We start from the raw sequence: 23,819 nt of genomic DNA, 5'->3' as shown, positions 1-23,819 counted from the left end.
GCCATGGCCAACCACATCGTGACCGCCGAGCCCGACGAATCGCTCAGGACCTGGGGCTGGGTCAGCTACATCCTGCACCTGATCGTGGCGGTGGGTGCGGTGCTGCCGGGCGCGCAGGCCTCCGTCGTGCTGCTGCTGATCGCGCTGGTGATCGACCTGGTCAAGCGCCCCGACGCCGCCGGGACCTGGCAGCAGTCGCACTTCAGCTGGCGCATCCGCTCGGTGCTGTGGGCGGGCGTGCTGTACGTGCTGACCGCCTGGCTGTGGCTGCTGTTCGTGGTGCCCGGCTGGATCGCCTGGGGGCTGATCTCGCTGTGGTTCCTCTACCGTATCGTCAAGGGCATGGTGCGCATGAACGCCGGCCGTGCCATGGAGCCCGCCGATGTCGTCTGATTCCAACTGCATCTTCTGCAAGATCGTCGAGGGCAAGATCCCGTCGAAGAAGGTCTACGAGGACGAAGAACTCTTCGGTTTCCACGACATCTCGCCCTGGGCGCCGGTGCATTTCATGCTCGTGCCCAAGCGGCACATCCCCTCGATGGCGCAATTGACGCCCGACGATGCGGCGCTGATGGGCCGGATCATGACGCTCGCGCCGCAGCTGGCGCTCGAGCAGGGCTGCCGTCCGTACCCCGAGGGCGGCTTCCGGGTGGTGGTCAACACCGGCCAAGAGGGCGGGCAGGAAGTCCACCATCTCCACGTTCACGTCATGGGCGGTCCGCGCCCCTGGCTCAAGGGCTAGTCATGCTGGCGGGTGGCGGCGATGTCCGCCCGGGCCGCCGGGACTAAAATTCTTTTCATTCTTCAGGAGTACTTCCATGGGTTCCTTTTCCATCTGGCACTGGCTGATCGTGCTGCTCGTCGTGGTCATGATCTTCGGCACCAAGAAGCTGCGCAACATGGGCTCCGACCTGGGCGGCGCCGTCAAGGGCTTCAAGGACGGCATGAAGGACGGCTCGTCCACCGACACGCCCGACGTGCCCACGCAGCACGTGACCGGCACGCCGGCTGCCGACAAGTCGACGATCGACGTCGAAGCACGTCAGAAGTCCTGAGCCGCCGCGCGTGATCGACCTCGGCATCTCGAAACTCGCGCTGATCGGCGCGGTGGCGCTGATCGTCATCGGGCCTGAAAAGCTGCCCCGGGTGGCGCGCACGGTCGGCATGCTGCTGGGCAAGGCCCAGCGCTACGTCAACGACGTCAAGTCCGAGGTCAATCGTTCGATGGACCTCGACGAACTGCGCAAGATGAAGGACACGGTGCAGGATGCTGCACGCGATGTCGAACAGAGCATCCACGCGGGTGCCAGCGACTTCGAGAAGCAGTTCTCGGAGAGCGGCCAGACCCTGTCGGCGCTGGCCGAGCCCGAAGCCGCCTCCTATCCCGAATACAAGCATCCTCGCAAGAACTGGCGCTTGAAGCAGGGCGCCACGCCGCAGTGGTACAAGTCCCGCAACGGCGTCCGTACCAAGGCGCTTTCCGGCGCGGCGCGCGTCGCGCGCTTTCGTCCCCACAAGATCAACTAGCCGCCAGGCCGAAGCGGTCGCGTGCAGCGCGATTCGTCTTCCTGCCCGCAGCGCTCCCTCATGGCCGATTCCACCGACAAGAACAAAGACGACGAACTGGCCGGCACCGAGCAGCCTTTCGTTGCGCACCTGATGGAGCTGCGCGACCGCCTGCTTTATTGCGTCTACGGCCTGGCCGTGGCCGCCGCACTGCTGGCCTTCTGGCCCGGCCCCAGCGGGCTGATCGACCTGATCGCCATGCCGATCCGGGCTCACATGCCGCCCGGCGCGAAGCTGATCGCCGTCGGTGTGTTCTCGCCCTTCTTCGTGCCGCTCAAGGTGCTGGGCATGACGGCCGTGCTGCTGGCGTTGCCCTGGCTGATGTACCAGATCTGGATGTTCGTGGCGCCGGGCCTCTACAGCCACGAGAAGAAGTTCGCGCTGCCGCTGATCCTCTTCGGCAGCCTGCTGGCCTATGCAGGCATCGCCTTCGTGCAGTTCTTCGTGCTGGACAAGATGTTCGGCTTCATCCAGAAGTTCACGCCGCCCAGCGTGGCGGCCACGCCCGATATCTCCTCGTACGTGGAGGCGATCCTCTCGCTCTACATCGCCTTCGGCTGCGCCTTCCAGGTGCCGATCGTGGTGATGCTGCTGGTGCGCTTCGAGCTGGTCACGGTCGAGAAGCTGCGCAGCTTCCGCGGCTACTTCATCGTGCTGGCCTTCGTGGTGGCCGCGGTACTCACGCCACCCGACGTGGTGTCGCAGCTGGCGCTCGCGGTGCCGATGTGCCTGCTCTACGAAGTCGGGATCCTCGCGGCGCGCTACTTCGTGAAGCACAGCGCCGCACCCAAGGAAGAAGAAGGCGCCGATTCGCCCTCCTCCTGACGCGCAGGCGATGCCCGGCGCCGGGCATCGTCCTGGCTGACCTTACTCGGTGTCGGCCGGGCTGCGACGCTGCTGCACCTTCGGCCGCAGGCCCGGCACCACGTTCAGTTCCATCTTGTCGGTGCCGCGCTGCAGCGCGAAGCGCGCCTCGTTGCCGGGCTTGAGGCCGGCCACCGCGGTCAGCAGTTCCTGCACGTTGTCGATCTTGCGGTCGTCCACGTTGGTGATCACGTCGCCGGGCCGGATGCCGGCCTTGGCCGCCGGGCCGTTCTGCAGCACGCCGGTGATGATCACGCCCGCATTGGCCTTGACGCCGAAGGTCTCCGCCAGTTCCGGCGACAGGTTGTTGGGCTCCACGCCGATCCAGCCGCGCGTGACCTTGCCTTCCTTGACGATGTCTCCGAGCACCTGCTTGGCGATCGACACCGGGATCGCGAAGCCGATGCCCATGCTGCCGCCGGAGCGCGAGTAGATCGCGGTGTTGATGCCCTCGAGATTGCCGTTCACGTCGACCAGCGCGCCGCCCGAATTGCCGGGGTTGATGGCCGCGTCGGTCTGGATGAAGTTCTCGAAGGTGTTGATGCCCAGCTGGTTGCGCCCGAGCGCCGAGACGATGCCGCTGGTCACGGTCTGGCCGACGCCGAAGGGGTTGCCGATGGCCAGCACCTGGTCGCCCACCTCCAGCGCATCCGAATTGCCCAGCACGATCGCCGGCAGCTTGTCGAGTTCGATCTTGAGCACCGCCAGGTCGGTTTCCGGATCGGTGCCGATGACCTTGCCGCGCGCGTGGCGGCTGTCGTTGAGCGTCACGTCGATCTCGTCGGCGCCCGCCACCACGTGGTTGTTGGTGAGGATGTAACCGTCGGTGCTGACGATCACGCCGCTGCCCAGCCCCACCTGCGGCTGGTCGTCGCCCTGGTCGCCGAAGAAGAAGCGGAACCAGGGGTCGTTGCTGCGCGGATGGCGTTGGGCGGCCTTGCTGGTGTTGATGCTGACCACCGCCGGCGCCGCCTTCTTGGCGGCCGCGCTGAGGCTGCCGACGGCCGTCGTGGCCGGACTGGCGCTGCCGGGCGCCTCGATGATCGAGACCAGCCCGTTCAGCGAGGTGCGCCGGTTGAGCCATTCGGGCTTGAGCGTGGCGACCACGAAATAGGCCGCGAGCAGGACGGTCACGGCTTGGGCGAAGAGCAGCCAGGTGCGTTTCATGAACAGAGGAGCTAAGGCGTAAGAAGAGCGCGGCCAGACGCGGCCGGCGCCAGGGCGCAATTGTCCCTCAACGCCTCGCGGCGTCTGCCGGCCGCGCCACAATCGGCACATGAGCACCACCCGCCACGAACTCCTGCACGCCTTCGACCTGCTGCTGGCGCCCGCACGCTTCAAGGATTACGGGCCCAACGGCCTGCAGGTCGAGGGCCGCACCACGGTGCGCAAGATCGTGTCGGGCGTGACCGCCAGCCGGGCGCTGATCGAGGCCGCGATCCATGCCGAGGCCGATGCGATCTTCGTGCACCACGGCCTGTTCTGGCGTGGCCAGGACGGCCGCGTGACCGGCTGGATGCGGCAGCGCCTGTGCCTGCTGCTGGGTGACGACGTGAACCTGTTCGCCTACCACCTGCCGCTCGATGCGCACCCCGAGCTGGGCAACAACGCGCAGCTGGGCCTGCAGCTGGGCCTGGCGGCGCACCTGGGCCCGGCCGGCCGCTTTGGCGAGCAGGACCTGGGCTTCATCGGCGGGCGCATCGACGGCAGCGGTTTCGCCGATGCCGCGGCGCTCGCCACGCACGTCCAGCAGGTGCTGGGCCGCCATGTCACGCTGGTGCCGGGCACGCGCCGCCCGATCCAGACCGTGGCCTGGTGCACCGGCGGCGCGCAGGGCTACTTCGAGGCCGCGATCGCGGCCGGCGCCGATGCCTTCATCACCGGCGAGATCTCCGAGCCGCAGGCGCACTACGCGCGCGAGCTGGGCGTGGCCTTCCTGGCCTGCGGCCATCACGCCACCGAGCGCTATGGCGCACCGGCGGTGGCGGCGCACGTGGCCGCCCAACTGGGGCTGGCGCACGAATTCATCGACATCGACAACCCGGCATGAACGAGGTGAGGAACATGGGCGACAACGCTGCCTCGGCGGGCCTGCCGATCGCCATCACCATGGGCGACCCGGCGGGCATCGGCCCCGAGATCGTGGTCAAGGCTTTCCTGCAGGCGCCCGAGCTGACGCGCGGCTGTTTCGTGGTGGGCGACCTCGGCACGCTGCGCCGCGCCGCGGCGGCGCTGGCCGTGCCCGGCGGCGTGTCGCTGCCGGTGGCGCTGATCGCGCGGGCCGACGAGGTCGCGGGCCTGCCGCCGAACTGCCTGCCGCTGCTGCAGGCCATCGACGTGCCGCAGGGTGTGGTGGTCGGTCAGGTCGGCGCGGCGGCGGGAAAGGCGGCCGGCGACAGCGTGGTCTGGGCCGCGCGTGCCGCGCTGGCGGGGCAGGTGGCGGCCATCGTTACCGCGCCGCTGCACAAGGAGTCGCTGTCGGCTGCGGGCTTTCCCTTCCCCGGCCACACCGAGCTGCTGCAGGCCGAGGCGGCCGCGCATCTGAGGCGTCCGCTGTCGGAGGTGCCGGTGCGCATGATGCTGGCCAACGACGAATTGCGCACGGTGCTGGTCAGCATCCACATGTCGCTGCGCCAGGCGATCGACGCGGTGCATGCCGAGGGCGTGCTCGACACGCTCCGGATCGCGCACCGGGCCCTGGGCGCCGCGCTGGGCCGCACGCCGCGCATCGGCGTGGCGGGCCTGAATCCGCATGCGGGGGAGGGCGGGCTGTTCGGCAGCGAGGAGCGCGAGATCATTGCGCCGGCCATTGCGGCGGCGCGTGCCGAGGGCATCGAGGCCCACGGCCCCTATGCGCCCGACACCGTCTTCATGCGGGCCCGGGCCACGCCGGACAAGGCCGGCGAATTCGATGTGGTGATCGCGATGTACCACGACCAGGGGCTGATTCCGGTCAAGTACCTGGGCGTCGACAAGGGGGTGAACGTGACGCTGGGGCTGCCGCTGGTGCGCACCAGCCCCGACCACGGGACCGCCTTCGACATCGCGGGCACCGGCCGCGCGGATGCGGCCAGCCTGATCGAGGCGATCCGGATGGCGCGATCGCTCGCGCCCGGCGCACTCAGGGGCGCTTGAGGCTGTCGCGGATCTCGCGCAGCAGCGCGATGTCCTCGGGCGGGGCCGCCACGGCGGGCGCCGCTTCTTCCTTCTTCCGCAGCCGGTTGATCTGCTTGACCATCATGAAGATGATGAAGGCCAGGATCAGGAAGTTGACCGCGATGGTGATGAAGTTGCCATAGGCCAGCACCGGGACGCCGGCCTTCTTCAGGTCGGCCAGGTTGTTGGCCACGCCGGCCGGTACCGTGCCCAGCACCAGGAACAGGTTGGAGAAGTCCAGCTTGCCGAAGACCAGTCCGGCGAGCGGCATGATCACGTCGCCGACCAGCGAGTCGACGATCTTGCCGAACGCCGCGCCGATGATCACGCCCACGGCCAGGTCGATCACATTGCCCTTGATGGCAAATTCCCGGAACTCTTTGAGAACGCTCATGTCTGCCTACCTCGCGGTGATGTTGGAATCGCGGTCAGTATAGAGGTGCGCCGGGCATGTGGGCGGCGCGCCGTGTGGCTGCGTGCGCGTTGAATCTGTCTGTATCGCTCCGCTACAATCGCGGGTTGACCCAAGCCCCCAGCGAGAAGATTGAGGACCCCCATGAGTGACATCCCCGTCGGCGCCCCCCGGATCGACAAGAGCAAGCGGACGTGGTTGATTGCATCGACCTGCGCCGGTGCCGTGGGTGGCGTGGCAACCGCCATCCCCTTCGTCAGCACCTTCCAGCCCTCCGAGCGCGCCAAGGCCGCCGGTGCGCCGGTCGAAGTGGACATCAGCGCCATGCAGCCTGGTGAGAAGCTCACCGTCGAATGGCGCGGCAAGCCCGTGTGGATCCTCAAGCGCACGCCGCAGCAGATCGCGGAACTGCCCAAGCTCGACAGCCAGCTGGCCGATCCGAAGTCGCAGCGCAATCCCTCCGAATTCACGCCCGAGTACGCGCGCAACGAAGGCCGCTCCATCAAGCCCGAAGTGCTGGTGGTGGTCGGCATCTGCACCCATCTCGGCTGCTCGCCCATCGACCGTCTGCAGGCCGGTCCGCAGCCCTCGCTGCCCGACAACTGGGAAGGCGGCTTCCTGTGCCCCTGCCACGGTTCGACCTTCGACCTGGCCGGCCGCGTCTACAAGAACAAGCCCGCGCCCGACAACCTCCCGGTGCCGCCGCACATGTACCTCTCGGATACGCGCCTGCTGATCGGCGAAGACAAGAAAGCCTGAGGCAAAAAAAGAAAATGGCTGAATTCCACGAAATCTCCCCCAACGCCCCGGCCGGCGAAAAGCTGCTGAACTGGGTCGACAACCGCTTCCCGCTGACCAAGCTGTGGAACGACCAATGGGGCAAGTACTACGCGCCGAAGAACTTCAACTGGTGGTACATCTTCGGCTCGCTCGCGATGCTGGTCCTCGTGATCCAGATCGTGACCGGCATCTTCCTGGTGATGCACTACAAGCCCGACGCCAACCTCGCGTTCGCCTCGGTCGAGTACATCATGCGCGACGTGCCCTGGGGCTGGCTGATCCGCTACATGCACTCCACGGGGGCCTCGGCCTTCTTCGTGGTGGTGTACCTGCACATGTTCCGCGGCCTGATCTACGGCAGCTACCGCAAGCCGCGCGAACTGATCTGGATCTTCGGCTGCGCGATCTTCCTGTGCCTGATGGCCGAGGCCTTCATGGGCTACCTGCTGCCCTGGGGCCAGATGTCCTACTGGGGCGCCCAGGTGATCGTGAACCTGTTCGCCGCGATCCCCTTCGTCGGTCCTGACCTCGCGCTGCTGATCCGCGGCGACTACGTGGTGAGCGATGCCACGCTGAACCGCTTCTTCAGCTTCCACGTGATCGCCGTGCCGCTGGTGCTGCTGGGCCTGGTCGTGGCGCATCTGATCGCGCTGCACGAAGTCGGCTCGAACAACCCCGACGGCATCGAGATCAAGGCCAACCTCGGACCCGACGGCCACCCGGTCGACGGCATCCCGTCGCACCCGTACTACTCGGTGCACGACATCTTCGGCGTCGTGATCTTCCTGACGATCTTCTCGGCCGTGATCTTCTTCGCGCCCGAAGCCGGCGGCTACTTCCTGGAGTACAACAACTTCATCCCGGCCGATTCGCTCAAGACGCCCAACCACATCGCACCGGTCTGGTACTTCACGCCCTTCTATTCGATGCTGCGTGCCATCACCAGCGAGATGATGTATGCGCTGATCGCCTGCGTCGTGGGCGCCGCCGTCTTCGGCGTGTGGAAGGCCCGCGTGCCGGCCCTGATCAAGGGTGCGTTCGTGATCGCCGCAGTGGTCGTCGCCGCGCTGATGCTCTCGATCGACGCCAAGTTCTGGGGCGTGGTCGTGATGGGTGGTGCCGTCATCATCCTGTTCTTCCTGCCCTGGCTGGACCACAGCCCGGTCAAGTCGATCCGCTACCGTCCGAGCTGGAACAAGTACCTGTACGGCGTGTTCGTGATCAACTTCCTGGTGCTGGGTTATCTGGGTGTGCAGCCGCCCTCGCCGCTGGGCGAGCGCGTGTCGCAGGTCGGCAGCCTGTTCTACTTCGGCTTCTTCCTGCTGATGCCATGGTGGAGCCGTGTGGGTACGTTCAAGCAGGTGCCGGACCGCGTCACCTTCCATGCGCACTGAGCCGAAGAGAAGAAGAATGAAGAAACTGATCCTCACGCTGATCGCCGCTCTCGGCATCGTCACGGGTGCCCAGGCCGCCGAAGGCGGTATCGCCTGGGACAAGGCGCCCAACAAGACCAACGACCTGGCCTCGCTGCAGAACGGCGCCAAGCTGTTTGTCAACTACTGCCTGGGCTGCCACTCGGCGGCGTTCATGCGCTTCAACCGGCTGCAGGACATCGGCATCACGGAACAGCAGATCAAGGACAACCTGCTGTTCACGACCGACAAGGTCGGTGAAGTCATGAAGGCGAACATCGATCCGCACCAGGCCAAGGAATGGTTCGGCGCGAACCCGCCCGACCTGACGCTGGTGGCGCGCTCGCGTGCCGGCCATGGCGGCACCGGTGCCGACTACCTCTACACCTACCTGCGCACCTACTACCGCGACGACACCAAGGCCACCGGCTGGAACAACCTCGCGTTCCCGAGCGTCGGCATGCCGCACGCGCTGTGGGAGCTGCAGGGCGACCGTCGCCCGGTCTACACCAAGATCGAGTCGCACGGCCATGAAGTCGAAGTCTTCAAGGGCTGGGAGCAGACCCGTCCGGGCACGCTGACCCCGCTGCAATACGACCAGGCCGTGGGCGATCTCGTCAACTACCTGCAATGGATGGCCGAGCCGGCCCAGAACACCCGTGTGCGCATCGGCGTCTGGGTGCTGCTGTTCCTCATGATGACGCTGGTCTTCGTCTGGCGCCTCAACGCGTCGTACTGGAAAGACGTCAAGTAGTCGTCCAATGCCGATCGATGTCGCCGCAGGGTGACCGGTCCCGCAGAGTGGGTTGCCAACGCGACCCACTCTTTTTGATTTTTAGGAGTCTCTCGCCATGATGGTTCTGTATTCAGGTACGACCTGCCCCTTTTCCCACCGCTGCCGCTTCGTGCTGTTCGAGAAGGGAATGGACTTCGAAATCCGCGACGTCGATCTCTACAACAAGCCCGAAGACATCAGCGTGATGAACCCGTACGGCCAGGTGCCGATCCTGGTCGAGCGCGACCTGATCCTGTACGAGTCGAACATCATCAACGAGTACATCGACGAGCGCTTCCCGCATCCGCAGCTGATGCCCGGCGACCCGGTCGACCGCGCGCGCGTGCGCCTGTTCCTGCTCAACTTCGAGAAGGAACTGTTCGTGCACGTGGCCGCGCTCGAGAACCGCGCCGCCAAGGGCAACGACAAGGCGCTGGAGAAGGCGCGTGCGCACATCCGTGACCGCCTGACCCAGCTCGCGCCGGTGTTCCTGAAGAACAAGTACATGCTGGGCGACAACTTCTCGATGCTCGACGTGGCCATCGCGCCGCTGCTGTGGCGCCTCGACTACTACGGCATCGACCTCAGCAAGAACGCGGCACCGCTGCTCAAGTACGCCGAGCGCATCTTCTCGCGCCCGGCCTACATCGAAGCGCTGACCCCGTCCGAAAAGGTCATGAGGAAATAACTCGCCCCCGAGGGCTGCGCGCACTTCGTGTCGCGTGCGCCTTCCCCCTTCCGGGGGCGACACCTGCGGCCCGGCAGAGCCGGTTCCGCGGTGTCTCACGCCATACCGGGGGGCTTCCGAGCTGCAGTTTGGCGGCGCACCTATCCACTCACATGATCAACGCACTCGACTCGACTTCCACCCGCCCGTACCTGATCCGTGCCCTCTACGAATGGTGCACCGACAACGGGTTTACGCCCTATGTGGCGGTGCTGGTCGACGACACCGTGCAGGTGCCGCGCGAGTACGTGAAGAACGGCGAGATCGTGCTCAACGTCAGCTTCGACGCGACCAGTTCGCTCAAGCTGGGCAACGACTTCATCGAGTTCAAGGCCCGCTTCGCGGGCTCTGCGCGCGAGATCGTCGTGCCGATCGGCCGCGTGATCGCGATCTATGCGCGCGAGAACGGTCAGGGCATGGCCTTTCCCGCGCCGGCGTTGGCCTCTTCGTCGGGTGGTGAAAAGGGCGACGAGGCCTCGGCCCCGCCGCCGCGCATGCCCTTGCGCGATGCGTCGCGCGGCAACGAAGGCGATGCCAGCAAGGTGGTCCATCTCGTCGCGGTCGAAGGCTCCGACGAGGCGCGCGATGACGAAGGCCATGCGCCGGTCGATCCCGAGCCGCCCAAGCCGCCCGCGGGCGGTGGCGCCAAGCCTTCGCTCAAGCGCATCAAGTAAGGCGCATCTGCGCCGGTAGAATCCTGTCCGCGCCGCTTTAGCTCAGTTGGTAGAGCAACCGCCTTGTAAGCGGTAGGTCGTCAGTTCGATTCCGACAAGCGGCACCATCTTTGAAGCCAGGGGCATCCTGGCACGAATAAACCCCTGGGGACCTCAAGGCCCGAGGGGTTTTTTTCTGTCCGGCCCGGCCGGCCTCAATGCCGGGCCTGCACCTTGATCCGGATGCTGGAGACATTCCAGCCCTTGGCATTCAGGCGGGTCACCAGCGCCGGCGTCAGCTGACGCAGCTTGGCGGCCGCGGCGCTGCCTTGCACCAGCAGGCACCAGACGTCCTCCTCGGCGGGGCCGGCCTTCACCGCGGCCCGCATGTCGGCCGGAATCAGCGTCTCGACCGCCTTGAGCCGCTCGCTCGCATCGCGGGCCCGCGCGAGCAATGCGGCCAGCGTGGGCGAGCCATCCGTGGCCTCGAGCAGGGTCTGGGGCTTGAAGCGGCGGTGTATTGACATGAGGGGAGCTGGACCTAGTGGCTAAAATGCCTGGTTTGCCGGCACATGCGCCGGTACGGACCGCTTGCTTTCAGGCAAAGCGTGCCCAAGTGCTTTCACCCTATCTTAGGGATTTCGTCGCAGCGTCCGAAGCTTCGAGCGCCCGATCGATCCTTCACACATGGCCACCAACTTCCTGACCCAAATCTTCGGCAGTCGCAACGACCGGCTGCTCAAGCAGTACCGCAAGACCGTCGAGCGCATCAACAGCCTCGAACCCCAGTTCGAGAAGCTCAGCGACGATGCGCTGCGCGCCAAGACGCAGGAGTTCAAGGAGCGCATCGCCAAGGGCGAGTCGCTGGACGACCTGTTGCCCGAGGCTTTCGCCACGGTGCGCGAGGGTTCCAAGCGCTCGATGAAGATGCGGCACTTCGACGTGCAGCTGCTGGGCGGCATGGCCCTGCACAACGGCAAGATCTCGGAAATGCGCACCGGCGAGGGCAAGACCCTCACGGCGACGCTGCCGGTGTATTTGAATGCGCTGTCCGGCAAGGGCGTGCACGTGGTGACGGTGAACGACTACCTGGCCAACCGCGATGCGCAGTGGATGGCCCGGCTCTACAACTTCCTCGGGCTGACCGTGGGCATCAACCTGCCCAACATGCCACGCGAGGAAAAGCAGGCCGCCTACGCCGCCGACATCACCTACGGCACCAACAACGAATACGGCTTCGACTACCTGCGCGACAACATGGTCTACGAGTCGCAGGACCGCGTGCAGCGTCAGCTGAACTACGCGATCGTCGACGAGGTGGACTCGATCCTGATCGACGAGGCCCGCACGCCGCTGATCATCAGCGGCCAGGCCGAGGACCACACCGACACCTACCTGGCGATCAACAAGGTCGTGCCGCTGCTGGTCAAGCAGGAGGGCGAGGAAGACCCGCGCACCGGCGAGGGCGTGACCAAGCCCGGCGACTTCACGGTCGACGAGAAGACGCATCAGGTCTTCCTGACCGAGGCCGGCCACGAGAAGGCCGAGCAGGTGCTGTCGGAGTTCAAGCTGCTGCCCGAAGGCGCCTCGCTCTACGACCCGGCGAACATCACGCTGATGCACCACCTGAACGCCGCGCTGCGCGCCCGGCATCTCTACCACCGCGACCAGCACTACGTGGTGCAGCAGGGCGAGGTCGTGATCGTCGACGAGTTCACCGGCCGCCTGATGAGCGGGCGCCGCTGGAGCGACGGCCTGCACCAGGCCGTGGAAGCCAAGGAAGGCGTGGAGATCCAGGCCGAGAACCAGACGCTGGCCTCGATCACCTTCCAGAACTACTTCCGCCTGTACAACAAGCTGTCGGGTATGACCGGCACGGCCGACACCGAAGCCTACGAGTTCCAGGAGATCTACGGTCTGGAGACCATGATCATCCCGCCCAACCGCATCAGCCGGCGCGAGGACCAGCTCGACCGCGTCTACAAGACCACGCGCGAGAAGTACGAGGCGGCGATCCAGGACATCCGCGAATGCTACGAACGCGGCCAGCCGGTGCTGGTCGGCACCTCGTCGATCGAGAACTCGGAAATCATCGACGAGCTGCTCAACAAGGCCGGCTTGCCGCACCAGGTGCTCAACGCCAAGCAGCACGCCCGTGAAGCCGACATCGTCGCGCAGGCCGGTCGCGCCAAGATGATCACCATCGCCACCAACATGGCGGGCCGGGGCACCGACATCGTGCTGGGCGGCAACGTCGAGAAGATGATCGCGGCCGTCGAGGCCGACGAAGGCCTCGACGAGGCCGGCAAGCAGGCCGAGATCGCCACGCTGCGTGCCGAGTGGGACAAGGACCATGAAGCCATCAAGGCGCTGGGCGGACTGCGCATCATCGCGACCGAGCGCCACGAATCGCGCCGCATCGACAACCAGCTGCGTGGCCGTTCGGGCCGCCAGGGCGACCCGGGCTCCTCGCGCTTCTACCTGAGCCTGGACGATCCGCTGATGCGCATCTTCGCGGGCGACCGCGTCAAGTCCATCATGGACCGGCTCAAGATGCCCGACGGCGAGGCGATCGAAGCCGGCATCGTCACGCGCAGCATCGAAAGCGCGCAACGCAAGGTCGAGGCGCGCAACTTCGACGTGCGCAAGCAGCTGCTCGAGTACGACGACGTGTCGAACGACCAGCGCAAGGTGATCTACCAGCAGCGCAACGACATCCTCGATGCCACCGATCTCAATGCGCAGATCACGGCGCTGCGCGAAGGCTGCTTCACCGACCTGACGCGCCAGCACGTGCCGGCCGAGTCGGTCGAGGAACAATGGTCGCTGGGCGCGCTCGAGAAGACGCTGGCCAACGACTGGGCGCTCGACATTCCGCTGAAGGCCGACGTCGAGGCGGCTTCGGCCATCACCGACGAGGACATCGTCGAGAAGGTGGTGGCCGCCGCCAATGCCGCCTTCGAGGCCAAGCTGGCGCTGATCGGCCAGGAGAACTTCACCCAGTTCGAACGCATGGTGCTGCTGCAGAGCATCGACACCCACTGGCGCGAACACCTGGCTTCGCTCGACTACCTGCGCCAGGGCATCCACCTGCGCGGCTATGCGCAGAAGCAGCCCAAGCAGGAATACAAGCGCGAAGCCTTCGAGCTGTTCGGCCAACTGCTCGACTCGGTCAAGAACGCCGTCACGCGTCAGCTCATGACCGTGCGCGTGCAGTCGGGCGAGCAGCTCGAAGAGGCCGCCGAGACGTTGGAAAACCGTGCCGAAGCGATCTCGAACATCACCTACACCGCGCCCACCGAAACGGGCGAGGTCGAGGTGCGCGTCGACGAGGAGAGCACGCGTCGCGCCGCCGCGGCCGCCGCAGCGGGCGGGGGCCTGAGCGCCGAAGCCGCAGCTTTCGCGCGCGTCGGTCGCAACGATCCCTGCCCCTGCGGCAGCGGCAAGAAGTTCAAGCAGTGCCACGGCAAGCTGACCTGAACACGGCCCCAGGCCTGCCCGCTTCGCGGGGCAGCGCCCACCCCCGCGCCGGGGGCGATGCCAGCGGGCCGGCAAAGCCGGTTCCGCGGTAGTCAAAGGGGGCGCTTGCCTCCGCTCGATCTACGGAACCCACACCCCCTAAGGAACCACTGTCATGCCCGTGAACCTGTCCGCCCCCGATCCTGCCGCGCTGCATGCGGTGCCTGGCGTGCGCATCGGCGTGGCTGAAGCCCACGTGCGCAAGGCGAACCGCAAGGACCTGACGGTCGTGCTGATCGACGAAGGCGCGGCCGTCGGCGGCGTGTTCACGCAGAACCGGTTCTGCGCGGCGCCGGTGCAGGTCTGCCGAGAGCACCTGGCGAAGAACTACGGCATCCGCGCGATGCTGATCAACACCGGCAACGCCAACGCCGGCACCGGCCAGGACGGCCTGGCGCGCACCCACCAGAGCTGCGTGGCGCTGGCCCGCGAACTGAACATCGCGCCCGAACAGATCCTGCCCTTCTCGACCGGCGTGATCATGGAGCCGCTGCCGGTCGACCGCATCGAGGCCGGGCTGCCCGCCGCGATCGCCGATGCCTCGCCCGACCATTGGGCGCGCGCGGCCGAGGGCATCATGACCACCGACACCGTGCCCAAGGCCTTCAGCCGGCAGGTGCAGATCGGCGGCGCGACCGTGACCGTGACCGGAATCAGCAAGGGCGCGGGCATGATCCGGCCGAACATGGCGACCATGCTCGGCTTCATGGCCACCGACGCGCAGATCGACCCGGCGCTGATCCAGCCGCTGGCCAAGGCCCTGGCCGACGCATCCTTCAATCGCGTGACCATCGACGGCGACACCTCGACCAACGATTCCTTCGTCGTGATCGCCACGCAGAAGGCGGTCCACGCCCGCATCGATTCGCTCGACTCGGCCGACGGCCGGGCGCTGCTCGCGGCGATGCAGGAGGTGGCGCGCCTGCTGGCCCAGGCCATCGTGCGCGACGGCGAAGGCGCCACCAAGTTCATCACCATCCGCGTCGAAGGCGGCCGCGATGGCGCGGAATGCCGCCAGGTGGCCTATGCGGTGGCGCATTCGCCGCTGGTCAAGACGGCCTTCTTCGCCAGCGACCCCAACCTCGGCCGGATCCTCGCGGCGGTCGGCTATGCCGGCATCGACGACCTCGACCAGACCGGCATCGACCTGCACCTCGACGACGTGCATGTGGCGCTCAAGGGCGGGCGCAACCCGGCCTACCGCGAAGAGGACGGCCAGCGCGTGATGAAGCAGAGCGAAATCACGGTGCGCATCGGCCTGGGCCGCGGCACGGCCTTCGACACGGTCTGGACCTGCGACCTGAGCCACGATTACGTCTCCATCAACGCCGACTACCGGTCTTGATCTGCCGCAGGCGGCGCACGGGCGCGCCGTTTCGTCTTCCTGTTTTCTTGCTGACAGAACCATGAACGACAAGTTTGACAAGCTCATCGAACGCGCCGAGCAGCTGATCGCGCGCATCGAATCGATCCTTCCGCAGCCACTGCAGGCGCCCGCCGACTGGGATGCCGCGATCGCCTGGCGCTACCGCCGCCGCAGCTCGGGCCACGGCGTGCTAGAGCCGGTGCGCCATCTGGCCCAGATGCCGCTCGATGCGCTCAAGGAAATCGACGTCCAGAAGGAAAAGATCGAGCGCAACACACGCCAGTTCGTCGAGGGCAAGCCCGCCAACAACGTGCTGCTGACCGGGGCCCGCGGCACCGGCAAGTCGTCGCTGATCCGCGCCTGTCTGCACGCCTATGCGCCGCAGGGCCTGCGCCTGATCGAGGTCGACAAGGCCGAGCTGACCGACCTGCCCGACATCGTCGAGGTGGTGGCGAACCGCCCCGAGAAGTTCATCGTCTTCAGCGACGACCTGAGCTTCGACGAAGGCGAGCCCGGCTACAAGGCGCTCAAGTCCATCCTCGACGGCTCGGTGGCCGCCTCGACGCCCAACGTGCTGATCTACGCGACCAGCAACCGGCGCCACCTGCTGCCCGAGTACATGAAGGACAACCTGAGCTATACCCACACCGAAGACGGTGAGGTGCACCCGGGCGAGGTGATCGAGGAGAAGATCTCGCTGTCGGAGCGCTTCGGCCTCTGGGTCAGTTTCTATCCCTTCAGCCAGAGCGAGTACCTGGCGATCACGGCGCAGTGGCTGTCCTCCTTCGGCGTGACGGCTGCGGCGATCGAGGCCGCACGGCCCGAGGCGCTGGTCTGGGCGCTGGAACGCGGCTCGCGCAGCGGCCGCGTGGCCTACCAGTTCGCGCGCGACTACGCAGGAAGAGCATGACCGGGCGCAAGCACACCGAAGTCGCGGTCGGCATCCTGATCGGCGCCGACGAGGCCCTGCTGCTGTCGACGCGCCCCGAAGGCAAGCCTTACGCGGGCTACTGGGAGTTCCCCGGCGGCAAGATCGAGGCCGGTGAAACGGTCGAAGAGGCGCTGCGCCGCGAACTCGAGGAAGAACTCGGCATCACCATCGCGGGCGCCGAGGTCTGGAAGGTCACCGAGCACGACTACCCGCATGCGCTGGTGCGGCTGCACTGGTGCAAGGTGCGCGCGTGGTCCGGCGAGTTCGAGATGCGTGAAGGCCAGGCCATGCGCTGGCAGCAGCTGCCGCTGGACGTGAGCCCGGTGTTGCCGGGAGCGCTGCCGGTGCTGCAGTGGCTGAGCGAAGAGCGCGCGGCCTAGGCTGCGCTTTTCCTCACTGCAGCCGCGGGTCGCCGAACGTGGCTTCGTCCGGCGGCGCCTCGGTCGGCACGCGGAATTCCTCGCTGGCCCAGGCGCCCAGGTCGACGCCCTTGCAGCGTGCGCTGCAGAAGGGTCGGTGGGCATTGCTGGGGCCGTAGACGCTGTCCTGGCCGCAGCCGGGGCAGCGGACGATGCGTTCGCCGGTCGGTGTGCTTCGGGTGCTCATCGTGTTTCTCCTGCGCTTCGCGCCCGCAAGGGGCGTCCAAGCCGGTTCGCCTGCGTGCGGATCACGCGCAGAGCGTCAATTCAAAAGGGGTGTCCTGGGTGCTGGCATGCAGGCGATCGTCGGCTTCGTGGCGCATGAGCCGCACCGAGACCATCAGGCGGTTGCCGCTGATCTCGGGGATCACGCCCAGCCGCGGGTCGATGCGCAGGCGCAGCAACTGGAAGCTCCGGCCTTGCGGCAGATTCTGCTGGAACTGGCCGCCGGCCGCCATGACCTTGTAGGGCACGTCGGCATCGCGCAGCAGCTTGAGCAGCAGGTAGATGGCTTCGGCCAGCGGCGACAGGGTCGCCGACCAGCGTTCCAGGTCCTTGCGCCGCGCCGTGGGAGGGCGGTTCTGCCATGCATGGTAGGCCGGCAGGTCGAACTCGCAGGTGCCGCCGGGAATGCCGGCGCGGCTGCGGATGCTCATGAGCCACTCGTTCTCCGTCAACGCCTGGCCGGCCTTGCCGGGCAGGGTGTGGAGCGTGGCGAAGTTGCGCTCCAGCTGCGCGACGACCTGGTCGAGCGCGGCCTCCGAGATCGCCGGATTGCCGCGGTAGCTGTTGAAGACGCTCTTGTGCTTGTCGAGATCACGCAGCACGTCGGCCTTGAGGTCGGCGCGCGCCGCCACGTCCATGATCTCGAAGATCGTGACCAGGGCGTAGTGATGGGAGAGGGCGGAGTCCGAGGGGACCAACTCGCCCAGCCGGCGGAACAGATGCTCCAGCCGGAGGTAGGTCCGGATGCGCTCGTTGAAGGGGTACTCGTAAAGAATCACGCGGGTGTATCGTTTCCTGTCGAGGGATCATAGCCGCCGGGTGGCGCGCAGGGTGTGTCGTCTTGCTTCATTGGGTCGTCCAGCGCGCCCACAGCTGGTGCACTTCCCGGGCCAGCTGCTGCAGGTCGAGCCCGTCGTTGAAGATGATGGCGTCGGCGGCGGCACGGCGCGCAGGGCGCGGCGCCTGCTGCGCGATCACGGCCTGCACGGCCTCGGGCGTCCAGCCGGAGCGCGCGACCACACGCTGCAGCTGCGTGGCCTCGTGCGCATCGACCACCAGCACGCGGTCCACGAGGCCCCGCCAGCGCCTGGATTCGACCAGCAGCGGCACGTCGAAGACGATCGGCGCGCCGGTGGCGGCCGCGGCCTGACGCTCGGTTTCGAGGCCGATCAGCGGGTGCAGGATGGCTTCGAGCCGCTTCCGGGCGTCGGTGTCGCTGAATACGATCGCGCGCATGCGGGCACGGTCGAGGCCGCCGTCGGCATCGAGGACCGTGGCGCCGAAGGCGGCCTCGATCGCGGGCATGGCCGCACCGCCGGGCTGGGCGATGGCACGCGCAATGGCATCGGTGTCGACCAGGGTCGCGCCGCGCTGCACCAGCAGGGCCGCGACCGTGCTCTTGCCGCTGCCGATGCCGCCGGTCAGGCCGATGCGCATGGGGTCACCCAAGGCCGACCACGCGCAGGATCGCGTCGGCACCGAAGAACATGGCCGTGAAGCCGGCACCGGCGAGGAAGGGGCCGAAGGGCACGTAGCCGCCTTCGCGCAACCCGTTGTTGAACTTGAGCGCCAGGCCGACGACCACGCCGATCACCGAGGCCATGAGCACGATCGGCACCAGCGCCTGCCAGCCGAACCAGGCGCCGAAGGCCGCGAAGAGCTTGAAGTCGCCGTAGCCCATGCCTTCCTTGCCGGTGGCGAGCTTGAACAGCCAGTACACGCTCCACAGCGAGAGGTAGCCGGCGACCGCGCCCACCACGGCGGTGTTCAAGGCCACGCCGGTGAAGCCCAGCATCGAGGCCAGCAACCCGGCCCACAGCAGGGGGAGGGTGATGTCGTCGGGCAGCAGCGTGGTGTCCCAGTCGATCAGCGCCAGCGCCAGCAGCGCGGCCGAGAAGCCGCACCAGGCCAGCGCCGCCCACTGGCCGGGCATGCGCCAGACGCACCAGGCGAACAGCAGGCCGGTCACGAGCTCGACCAGCGGGTAGCGCAGGCCGATCGGCGTGCTGCAGGCCGAGCAGCGTCCGCGCAGCATCAGGTAGCTCAGCAGCGGCACGTTCTCGTACCAGCGGATCACGTGGCCGCACTGCTGGCAGCGCGAATGCGGCACCATCAGGTTGAAGGGCTCGACGGCGCCCGGTTCGCTGCCGTCGAGGCCGGCGCAATCCGACACCCACTGCCGCTCGAGCATCTTGGGCAGGCGGTAGATCACCACGTTGAGAAAACTGCCGATCAGCAGCCCGAACACGCCGGCCAACGCGGCGTCCACACCTTGCGATACGAGCATCAGACGACCTGGCCCAACTTGAAGATGGGCAGGTACATCGACACCACGATGCCGCCGATGAGGGTGCCCAGGAACACGATGATGATGGGTTCCATCAGGCTCGACAGGCCGGCGACCATGTCGTCGACCTCGGCCTCGTAGAAGTCGGCGGCCTTGCCCAGCATGTGGTCGATCGAGCCGGATTCTTCGCCGATGGCGGCCATCTGCAGCACCATCGAGGGGAACACGTTGGCGTTGGTCATGGCCGTCGTCAGGCTGGTGCCGGTCGAGACTTCTTGCTGGATCTTGACCGTGGCATCGGCATACACCGAGTTGCCGGACGCGCCGCCCACCGAGTCGAGCGCTTCGACCAGCGGCACGCCGGCCGCGAACATGGTCGCCAGCGTGCGGGTCCAGCGCGCGACGCAGGACTTGTCGATCAGCGTGCCGAAGATCGGGAGGCGCAGCAGCAGCCGGTCCATGACGCGCTGCACCTTCTCGTTGCGTTTCCAGGCCTGCAGGAAGAAGTAGATGCCGCCGCCGATCACGCCGAAGATCAGCCACCAGTAGGACACGAAGAACTCGCTGATGCCCATCACGATCAGCGTCGGGGCCGGCAGGTCGGCGCCGAAGGAACTGAACACTTCCTTGAAGGCCGGGATCACGAAGATCATGATGATGGCCACCACGATGAACGCGACCACCACCACCGACATCGGGTACATCAGCGCCGACTTGATCTTCGACTTGATGGCCTCGGTCTTCTCCATGTAGGTGGCGAGCCGGTCCAGCAGTTCTTCCAGAATGCCCGCGGCTTCGCCGGCTTCGACCAGGTTGCAGTAGAGGTTGTCGAAGTACTTGGGGAACTTGCGGAAGGCGGCCGACAGCGAGGTGCCGGTCTCGACGTCGCTGCGGATGTCGTTGAGCAGCTTGGCGACGCTCGGGTTGGCGTTGCCGCGCCCGACGATGTCGAAGGCCTGCAGCAGCGGCACGCCGGCCTTCATCATGGTCGCCAGCTGGCGCGTGAAGATCGCGATGTCCTTGGGCTTGATGGCCTTGCCCGAGCGCATGCGGCGCTTCTTCACCTTGGTCAGCAGCACACCCTGGCGCCGCAACGCGGCCTGGACCTGGTTGGTGCCGGCCGCGCGCAGTTCGCCACGCACCTGCTTGCCGTTGCGATCCTTGCCCTCCCATTCGTACACGAATTCCTTGTGTCCGCGTGGGGTGGATGTTGCCGTTGCCATGGGGGTTCCGCTTCTCAACAATGCTATTCGTTCGTGACCGCGAGCACTTCCTCGAGCGAGGTCAGTCCCTGCATCACCTTCTTCAGGCCCGACTGGCGCAGCGAGCGCACGCCTTCGGCCTCGGACTGCTTGGCGATTTCCATCGCACTGCCGTCGCGCAGGATGATCTTCTGGATTTCCTCGGACACCGGCATGACCTGGTAGATGCCCACGCGCCCCTTGTAGCCGCCGTTGCAGGCCGAGCAGCCGACGGGGCGGTAGGGCTTCCAGCTGCCGTCGATGTCTGCTTCCTTGAAGCCGGCATCGCGCAAGGCCTCGCGCGGGATCTCGAGCGGTTCGCGGCACACCGTGCACAGCCGACGCGCGAGGCGCTGGGCCGTGATCAGGATGACGCTCGACGCGATGTTAAAGGGCGCGATGCCCATGTTGCGCATCCGCGTGAGCGTGGTCGGCGCGTCGTTGGTGTGCAGCGTCGAGAGCACCAGGTGGCCGGTCTGCGCGGCCTTGATCGAGATGTCGGCGGTTTCGAGGTCGCGGATCTCGCCGACCATGATGATGTCGGGGTCCTGGCGCAGGAAGGCGCGCAGCGCGGTGGCGAAGGTCAGGCCGGCCTTCTCGTTGACGTTGACCTGGTTGACGCCCGGCAGGTTGATTTCCGACGGGTCTTCCGCGGTCGCGATGTTCACGCCGGGCTTGTTGAGCAGGTTGAGGCAGGTGTAGAGCGACACCGTCTTGCCCGAGCCCGTGGGGCCGGTGACCAGCACCATGCCGTAGGGCCGGCCGATCGCGGTGAGCAGTCGCTCCTTCTCGACCGCGTCGTAGCCCAGCGCATCGATGCCCAGCTTGGCGCTGCTCGGGTCCAGGATCCGGATCACGATCTTCTCGCCGAACAGCGTCGGCAGCGTGCTGACCCGGAAATCGATCACCCGGTCGGGCCCGATCTTGAGCTTCATCTTGCCGTCCTGCGGCACACGCTTCTCGGAGATGTCGAGCTTGGAGATGACCTTGATGCGCGAGGCCAGCTTGTCCTTGATGACCGGCGGCGGGCTCGCGATCTCGCGCAGTTCGCCGTCGATGCGAAAGCGCACGCGGTACTGGTGCTCGTAGGGTTCGAAGTGGATGTCCGAGGCGCGCATCGCGAAGGCGTCGAGCAGCATCTTGTGCAGGAAGCGCACCACCGGCGCATCCTCGACTTCGGCCACCGCCTGTTCGGCGCTTTCGCTGGGCGAGTCGATCGAGGCTTCGTCGAACTCGAATTCGGCACCGACGATGCCGTCGATGGTCTCGGCCGCGGTGACCGCCGCCTGCTCGACCATGCGGGAGAGCTTGTCGTACTCGGCGATGACCCAGTCGACCCCCATCTGCGAGGCGAACTTGATCTTCTCGACGGCCTGCTGGTCGGAGGGGTCGGCGGTGGCGACGATCAGCCGGTTGTTGCGCTTGCTGAGCACCACGATCCGGTAGGCCTGGCACAGCTTCGGATCCAGCAGGTCCTTGGGCAGCCGCTGCGGATCGATGGCGTCGAGGTCGAGCAAGGGCGCGCCGAAGGCGCTGGACAAGGTGTGTGCGAGATCGGCCGCGGACACGGCGCCAGTGCCGGTGAGCTCGGCAATGAAGCTGGAGCGCCCCGAGAGCGAGCGCTGGTAGATTTCTTCGGCGGTCTTGGCGGGCAGCTTGCCGGCAGAGATCAACGCTCGCGCGAGGCCCGGGAGGGCGACGGAGGCGCTATCTTTGGCAATGGGATCTGCAGCGGCCATCAGCGAATGTAAAAAACGTGAAAAAGTGCTTCACGATCATCGCTGATCGCCCAGGGACTGTAAACGGCTGCCCATCGAATGACGGCGCAGCATTGTGTATTACAGCCTCAAAAGGCTGGTCGGGGTGAGAGGATTCGAACCTCCGGCCTCTACGTCCCGAACGTAGCGCTCTACCAGGCTAAGCTACACCCCGATGGTGGTTGCAAGAAAAGAGAAATCGTCCTGGTTGCTCACTCTCGTGAGGGGTCTAGGCGCGTCGCTCAAGCAACTGAGCCGCTAATTGTAGCAAACCTTGGACGTGCGAATTCGCAGAAAAACCACTTAATGCATCGATGGCGCGTTGCGCTTCGGCGGCGGCGGCGGCGCGGGTCGCCTCCAGTGCGCCCGTTTCGCGCACGATGGCCACGATGTGGGGCAGCTGGGTGGTGTCGCCGGTCTCGATGGCGTCGCGCACCAGCGCGCTCTGCGCGGGTGCGGCGCGCTGCATCGCGAGGATCAGCGGCAGCGTGGTCTTGCCTTCGCGCAGGTCGTCGCCGACGTTCTTGCCGGTTTCGCTGGCGTCGCCTTCGTAGTCCAGCACGTCGTCGATGACCTGGAACGCCGTGCCCAGGGCCTGGCCGTAGGAGGCGCAGGCTTCCTCGGTCGCGGCGTCGGCGCCGGCCAGCACCGCGGCCAGCCGGGTGCTAGCCTCGAAGAGCTTGGCGGTCTTGGAGCGGATCACGCGCAGGTAGGCCGATTCGTCGAGCGTGGCGTCATGCATGTTCATGAGCTGCAGCACCTCGCCCTCGGCAATGATGTTGGTCGCCTCGGCCAGGATCTGCATCACGCGCATGTTGTTGGCATCCAGCATCATCTGGAAGGCGCGCGAGTAGAGGAAGTCGCCGACCAGCACGCTGGCCGGGTTGCCGAAGGATTCGTTGGCCGTCGGCCGGCCGCGCCGCAGCGTGGATTCGTCGACCACGTCGTCGTGCAGCAGGGTCGCGGTGTGGATGAATTCCACCACGGCGGCGAGGTTGAAGCGCTGCTCGCCGCGGTAGCCCAGCGCGCCGGCCATCAGCAGCAGCAAGGCCGGCCGCAGCCGCTTGCCGCCGGCGGAGATGATGTACTGCGACACATGGCTGACCAGCGGCACCCCGGTATCGAGGCGGCGTGCAATCACGCGATCGACTTCGACCATGTCGCCAGCAATCAGCGCCAGAACGGAGGTCGTCGGGGAGGAGTCTGCTGCGGGGCTGGGCAAAACGGTGACGCGACGGGGCGCTGCTTGAAGTGAAGGACGAGCGGCGCGGGCCGCGGGTGCGAAGCCAAATTATAGGGAGCGCTGGGGATGCCTGCCGGAGCGCATTGGCTCGGGGAAAGAGCCCGTGCTAGAATCTTGGGCTCTGCGGAATTCGCCGCGGAGCCATCTTCATCAAGAGGTCATCATGTACGCGGTCATAAAAACCGGCGGCAAGCAGTATCGCGTTGCTTCCGGCGAAAAAATTAAAGTAGAACAGATTGCTGCGGACGTAGGCCAGGAGATCGTGATCGATCAGGTTCTCGCAGTCGGCAACGGCGCGGAAATCAAGGTCGGCACGCCCCTGGTGTCCGGCGCATCCGTCACGGTCACTGTGCTCTCGCACGGCAAGCACGACAAAGTGCACATCTTCAAGATGCGCCGTCGCAAGCACTATCAGAAACGCCAAGGCCATCGCCAGCAGTTCACCGAACTGCAAATCGGCGCGATCGCCGGTTAAGGGGAAAGCAC

At 66.4% G+C, this 23,819-nt stretch carries 27 protein-coding genes and 2 tRNA genes; 18 read left to right on the top strand and 11 right to left on the bottom strand.

Features of this window, described 5'->3' with window-relative positions; all coding sequences use genetic code 11:
* The first annotated feature begins 3 nt into the window (after positions 1-3).
* The 5 genes from K0H49_RS12970 to tatC all read left to right on the top strand — a co-directional run bounded on the left by K0H49_RS12970 (position 4) and on the right by tatC (position 2,391).
* A complete protein-coding gene (locus K0H49_RS12970) occupies positions 4-393 on the top strand; it encodes a DUF4870 family protein (RefSeq protein ID WP_219212672.1) in 390 nt (129 codons plus the stop codon).
* A complete protein-coding gene (locus tag K0H49_RS12965) occupies positions 383-742 on the top strand; it encodes a histidine triad nucleotide-binding protein (protein ID WP_219212670.1) in 360 nt (119 codons plus the stop codon). Before K0H49_RS12970 ends, K0H49_RS12965 begins: the two co-directional genes overlap by 11 nt.
* A 76-nt stretch (positions 743-818) precedes the next feature.
* On the top strand, positions 819-1,055 hold the full coding sequence (gene tatA / locus K0H49_RS12960) for a Sec-independent protein translocase subunit TatA (protein WP_219212669.1): 237 nt from the start codon (positions 819-821) through the stop codon (positions 1,053-1,055).
* Between the two features lie 10 nt (positions 1,056-1,065).
* Positions 1,066-1,527 carry a Sec-independent protein translocase protein TatB gene (gene tatB / locus K0H49_RS12955; RefSeq protein WP_183025000.1) on the top strand — a complete coding sequence of 154 codons (462 nt, stop codon included), beginning with the start codon at positions 1,066-1,068 and terminating at the stop codon, positions 1,525-1,527.
* Between the two features lie 60 nt (positions 1,528-1,587).
* The gene (gene tatC, locus K0H49_RS12950; RefSeq protein WP_219212666.1) at positions 1,588-2,391 is read left to right on the top strand and encodes a twin-arginine translocase subunit TatC; all 804 of its coding nucleotides are present in this window, start codon (positions 1,588-1,590) and stop codon (positions 2,389-2,391) included.
* 42 nt (positions 2,392-2,433) lie between these two features.
* Here tatC and K0H49_RS12945 read toward each other — a convergent pair whose 3' ends face one another.
* Positions 2,434-3,597 carry a Do family serine endopeptidase gene (locus K0H49_RS12945; RefSeq protein ID WP_219212665.1) on the bottom strand — a complete coding sequence of 388 codons (1,164 nt, stop codon included), beginning with the start codon at positions 3,595-3,597 and terminating at the stop codon, positions 2,434-2,436.
* Positions 3,598-3,706: 109 nt separating this feature from the next.
* Between K0H49_RS12945 and K0H49_RS12940 the strand changes: the two genes are divergently transcribed.
* The gene (locus tag K0H49_RS12940) at positions 3,707-4,480 is read left to right on the top strand and encodes a Nif3-like dinuclear metal center hexameric protein (RefSeq protein WP_219212663.1); all 774 of its coding nucleotides are present in this window, start codon (positions 3,707-3,709) and stop codon (positions 4,478-4,480) included.
* Positions 4,481-4,494: 14 nt separating this feature from the next.
* Positions 4,495-5,565: a 4-hydroxythreonine-4-phosphate dehydrogenase PdxA gene (pdxA, locus tag K0H49_RS12935; RefSeq protein WP_219212661.1), complete on the top strand. Its 1,071-nt coding sequence runs from the start codon at positions 4,495-4,497 to the stop codon at positions 5,563-5,565.
* Here pdxA and mscL read toward each other — a convergent pair.
* Positions 5,552-5,980 carry a large conductance mechanosensitive channel protein MscL gene (gene mscL / locus K0H49_RS12930; RefSeq protein WP_219212660.1) on the bottom strand — a complete coding sequence of 143 codons (429 nt, stop codon included), beginning with the start codon at positions 5,978-5,980 and terminating at the stop codon, positions 5,552-5,554. The two genes, pdxA and mscL, sit on opposite strands and share 14 nt — an antisense overlap.
* A 162-nt stretch (positions 5,981-6,142) precedes the next feature.
* On the opposite strand from mscL, the gene petA reads away from it, so the two are divergent.
* The 6 genes from petA (at position 6,143) to K0H49_RS12900 (ending at position 10,473) form a co-directional block, all read left to right on the top strand.
* Positions 6,143-6,757, top strand: a complete 615-nt coding sequence (petA, locus tag K0H49_RS12925; RefSeq protein ID WP_219212657.1) for a ubiquinol-cytochrome c reductase iron-sulfur subunit — start codon at positions 6,143-6,145, stop codon at positions 6,755-6,757.
* A 14-nt stretch (positions 6,758-6,771) separates the two neighbouring features.
* Entirely contained in the window at positions 6,772-8,172 is a 1,401-nt protein-coding gene (locus tag K0H49_RS12920; protein ID WP_219212655.1) for a cytochrome b, read from the top strand.
* Between the two features lie 16 nt (positions 8,173-8,188).
* On the top strand, positions 8,189-8,944 hold the full coding sequence (locus K0H49_RS12915; RefSeq protein WP_219212653.1) for a cytochrome c1: 756 nt from the start codon (positions 8,189-8,191) through the stop codon (positions 8,942-8,944).
* A 97-nt stretch (positions 8,945-9,041) separates the two neighbouring features.
* A complete protein-coding gene (locus tag K0H49_RS12910) occupies positions 9,042-9,653 on the top strand; it encodes a glutathione S-transferase N-terminal domain-containing protein (RefSeq protein WP_183025009.1) in 612 nt (203 codons plus the stop codon).
* A gap of 152 nt (positions 9,654-9,805) precedes the next feature.
* On the top strand, positions 9,806-10,366 hold the full coding sequence (locus K0H49_RS12905; RefSeq protein WP_219212651.1) for a ClpXP protease specificity-enhancing factor: 561 nt from the start codon (positions 9,806-9,808) through the stop codon (positions 10,364-10,366).
* A 31-nt stretch (positions 10,367-10,397) separates the two neighbouring features.
* Positions 10,398-10,473: transfer RNA gene (locus K0H49_RS12900), tRNA-Thr, on the top strand.
* An 87-nt stretch (positions 10,474-10,560) separates the two neighbouring features.
* Here K0H49_RS12900 and K0H49_RS12895 read toward each other — a convergent pair.
* Positions 10,561-10,866 (bottom strand): DciA family protein, encoded by a 306-nt coding sequence (locus tag K0H49_RS12895; RefSeq protein ID WP_219213301.1) that lies wholly within the window; start codon positions 10,864-10,866, stop codon positions 10,561-10,563.
* Positions 10,867-11,032: 166 nt separating this feature from the next.
* Between K0H49_RS12895 and secA the strand changes: the two genes are divergently transcribed.
* The 4 genes from secA (at position 11,033) to mutT (ending at position 16,541) form a co-directional block, all read left to right on the top strand.
* The gene (gene secA, locus K0H49_RS12890; RefSeq protein WP_219212649.1) at positions 11,033-13,825 is read left to right on the top strand and encodes a preprotein translocase subunit SecA; all 2,793 of its coding nucleotides are present in this window, start codon (positions 11,033-11,035) and stop codon (positions 13,823-13,825) included.
* Between the two features lie 154 nt (positions 13,826-13,979).
* Positions 13,980-15,209: a bifunctional glutamate N-acetyltransferase/amino-acid acetyltransferase ArgJ gene (gene argJ / locus K0H49_RS12885; protein WP_219212647.1), complete on the top strand. Its 1,230-nt coding sequence runs from the start codon at positions 13,980-13,982 to the stop codon at positions 15,207-15,209.
* 61 nt (positions 15,210-15,270) lie between these two features.
* Complete coding sequence (locus K0H49_RS12880) at positions 15,271-16,140, top strand: ATP-binding protein (protein WP_219212645.1); 870 nt, start codon at positions 15,271-15,273, stop codon at positions 16,138-16,140.
* Entirely contained in the window at positions 16,137-16,541 is a 405-nt protein-coding gene (gene mutT / locus K0H49_RS12875) for an 8-oxo-dGTP diphosphatase MutT (RefSeq protein ID WP_219212644.1), read from the top strand. Before K0H49_RS12880 ends, mutT begins: the two co-directional genes overlap by 4 nt.
* A 13-nt stretch (positions 16,542-16,554) precedes the next feature.
* Here the strand turns inward: mutT and K0H49_RS12870 are convergent, their stop codons facing one another.
* The 8 genes from K0H49_RS12870 to K0H49_RS12835 all read right to left on the bottom strand — a co-directional run bounded on the left by K0H49_RS12870 (position 16,555) and on the right by K0H49_RS12835 (position 23,312).
* Positions 16,555-16,767, bottom strand: a complete 213-nt coding sequence (locus tag K0H49_RS12870) for a DNA gyrase inhibitor YacG (protein ID WP_219212642.1) — start codon at positions 16,765-16,767, stop codon at positions 16,555-16,557.
* Between the two features lie 61 nt (positions 16,768-16,828).
* The gene (zapD, locus tag K0H49_RS12865) at positions 16,829-17,584 is read right to left on the bottom strand and encodes a cell division protein ZapD (protein WP_219212639.1); all 756 of its coding nucleotides are present in this window, start codon (positions 17,582-17,584) and stop codon (positions 16,829-16,831) included.
* Positions 17,585-17,651: 67 nt separating this feature from the next.
* Entirely contained in the window at positions 17,652-18,242 is a 591-nt protein-coding gene (gene coaE, locus K0H49_RS12860) for a dephospho-CoA kinase (RefSeq protein ID WP_219212637.1), read from the bottom strand.
* Positions 18,243-18,246: 4 nt separating this feature from the next.
* Positions 18,247-19,092 (bottom strand): prepilin peptidase, encoded by an 846-nt coding sequence (locus tag K0H49_RS12855; RefSeq protein WP_219212635.1) that lies wholly within the window; start codon positions 19,090-19,092, stop codon positions 18,247-18,249.
* Positions 19,092-20,315, bottom strand: a complete 1,224-nt coding sequence (locus K0H49_RS12850) for a type II secretion system F family protein (RefSeq protein ID WP_219212633.1) — start codon at positions 20,313-20,315, stop codon at positions 19,092-19,094. Before K0H49_RS12850 ends, K0H49_RS12855 begins: the two co-directional genes overlap by 1 nt.
* A gap of 23 nt (positions 20,316-20,338) precedes the next feature.
* Positions 20,339-22,072, bottom strand: a complete 1,734-nt coding sequence (gene pilB / locus K0H49_RS12845; RefSeq protein ID WP_219212630.1) for a type IV-A pilus assembly ATPase PilB — start codon at positions 22,070-22,072, stop codon at positions 20,339-20,341.
* Between the two features lie 116 nt (positions 22,073-22,188).
* A tRNA-Pro gene (locus tag K0H49_RS12840) sits at positions 22,189-22,265 on the bottom strand.
* A gap of 54 nt (positions 22,266-22,319) precedes the next feature.
* Entirely contained in the window at positions 22,320-23,312 is a 993-nt protein-coding gene (locus K0H49_RS12835) for a polyprenyl synthetase family protein (protein WP_219212629.1), read from the bottom strand.
* Positions 23,313-23,496: 184 nt separating this feature from the next.
* Between K0H49_RS12835 and rplU the strand changes: the two genes are divergently transcribed.
* On the top strand, positions 23,497-23,808 hold the full coding sequence (rplU, locus tag K0H49_RS12830) for a 50S ribosomal protein L21 (protein ID WP_219212627.1): 312 nt from the start codon (positions 23,497-23,499) through the stop codon (positions 23,806-23,808).
* The last annotated feature ends 11 nt before the right edge of the window (positions 23,809-23,819 follow it).

Source organism: Variovorax boronicumulans, assembly GCF_019352895.1.
Classification (GTDB): domain Bacteria; phylum Pseudomonadota; class Gammaproteobacteria; order Burkholderiales; family Burkholderiaceae_C; genus Variovorax; species Variovorax boronicumulans_A.
The sequence above is the reverse complement of the archived record's forward strand: the minus strand, read 5'-3'. Positions and strand labels throughout refer to the sequence as shown.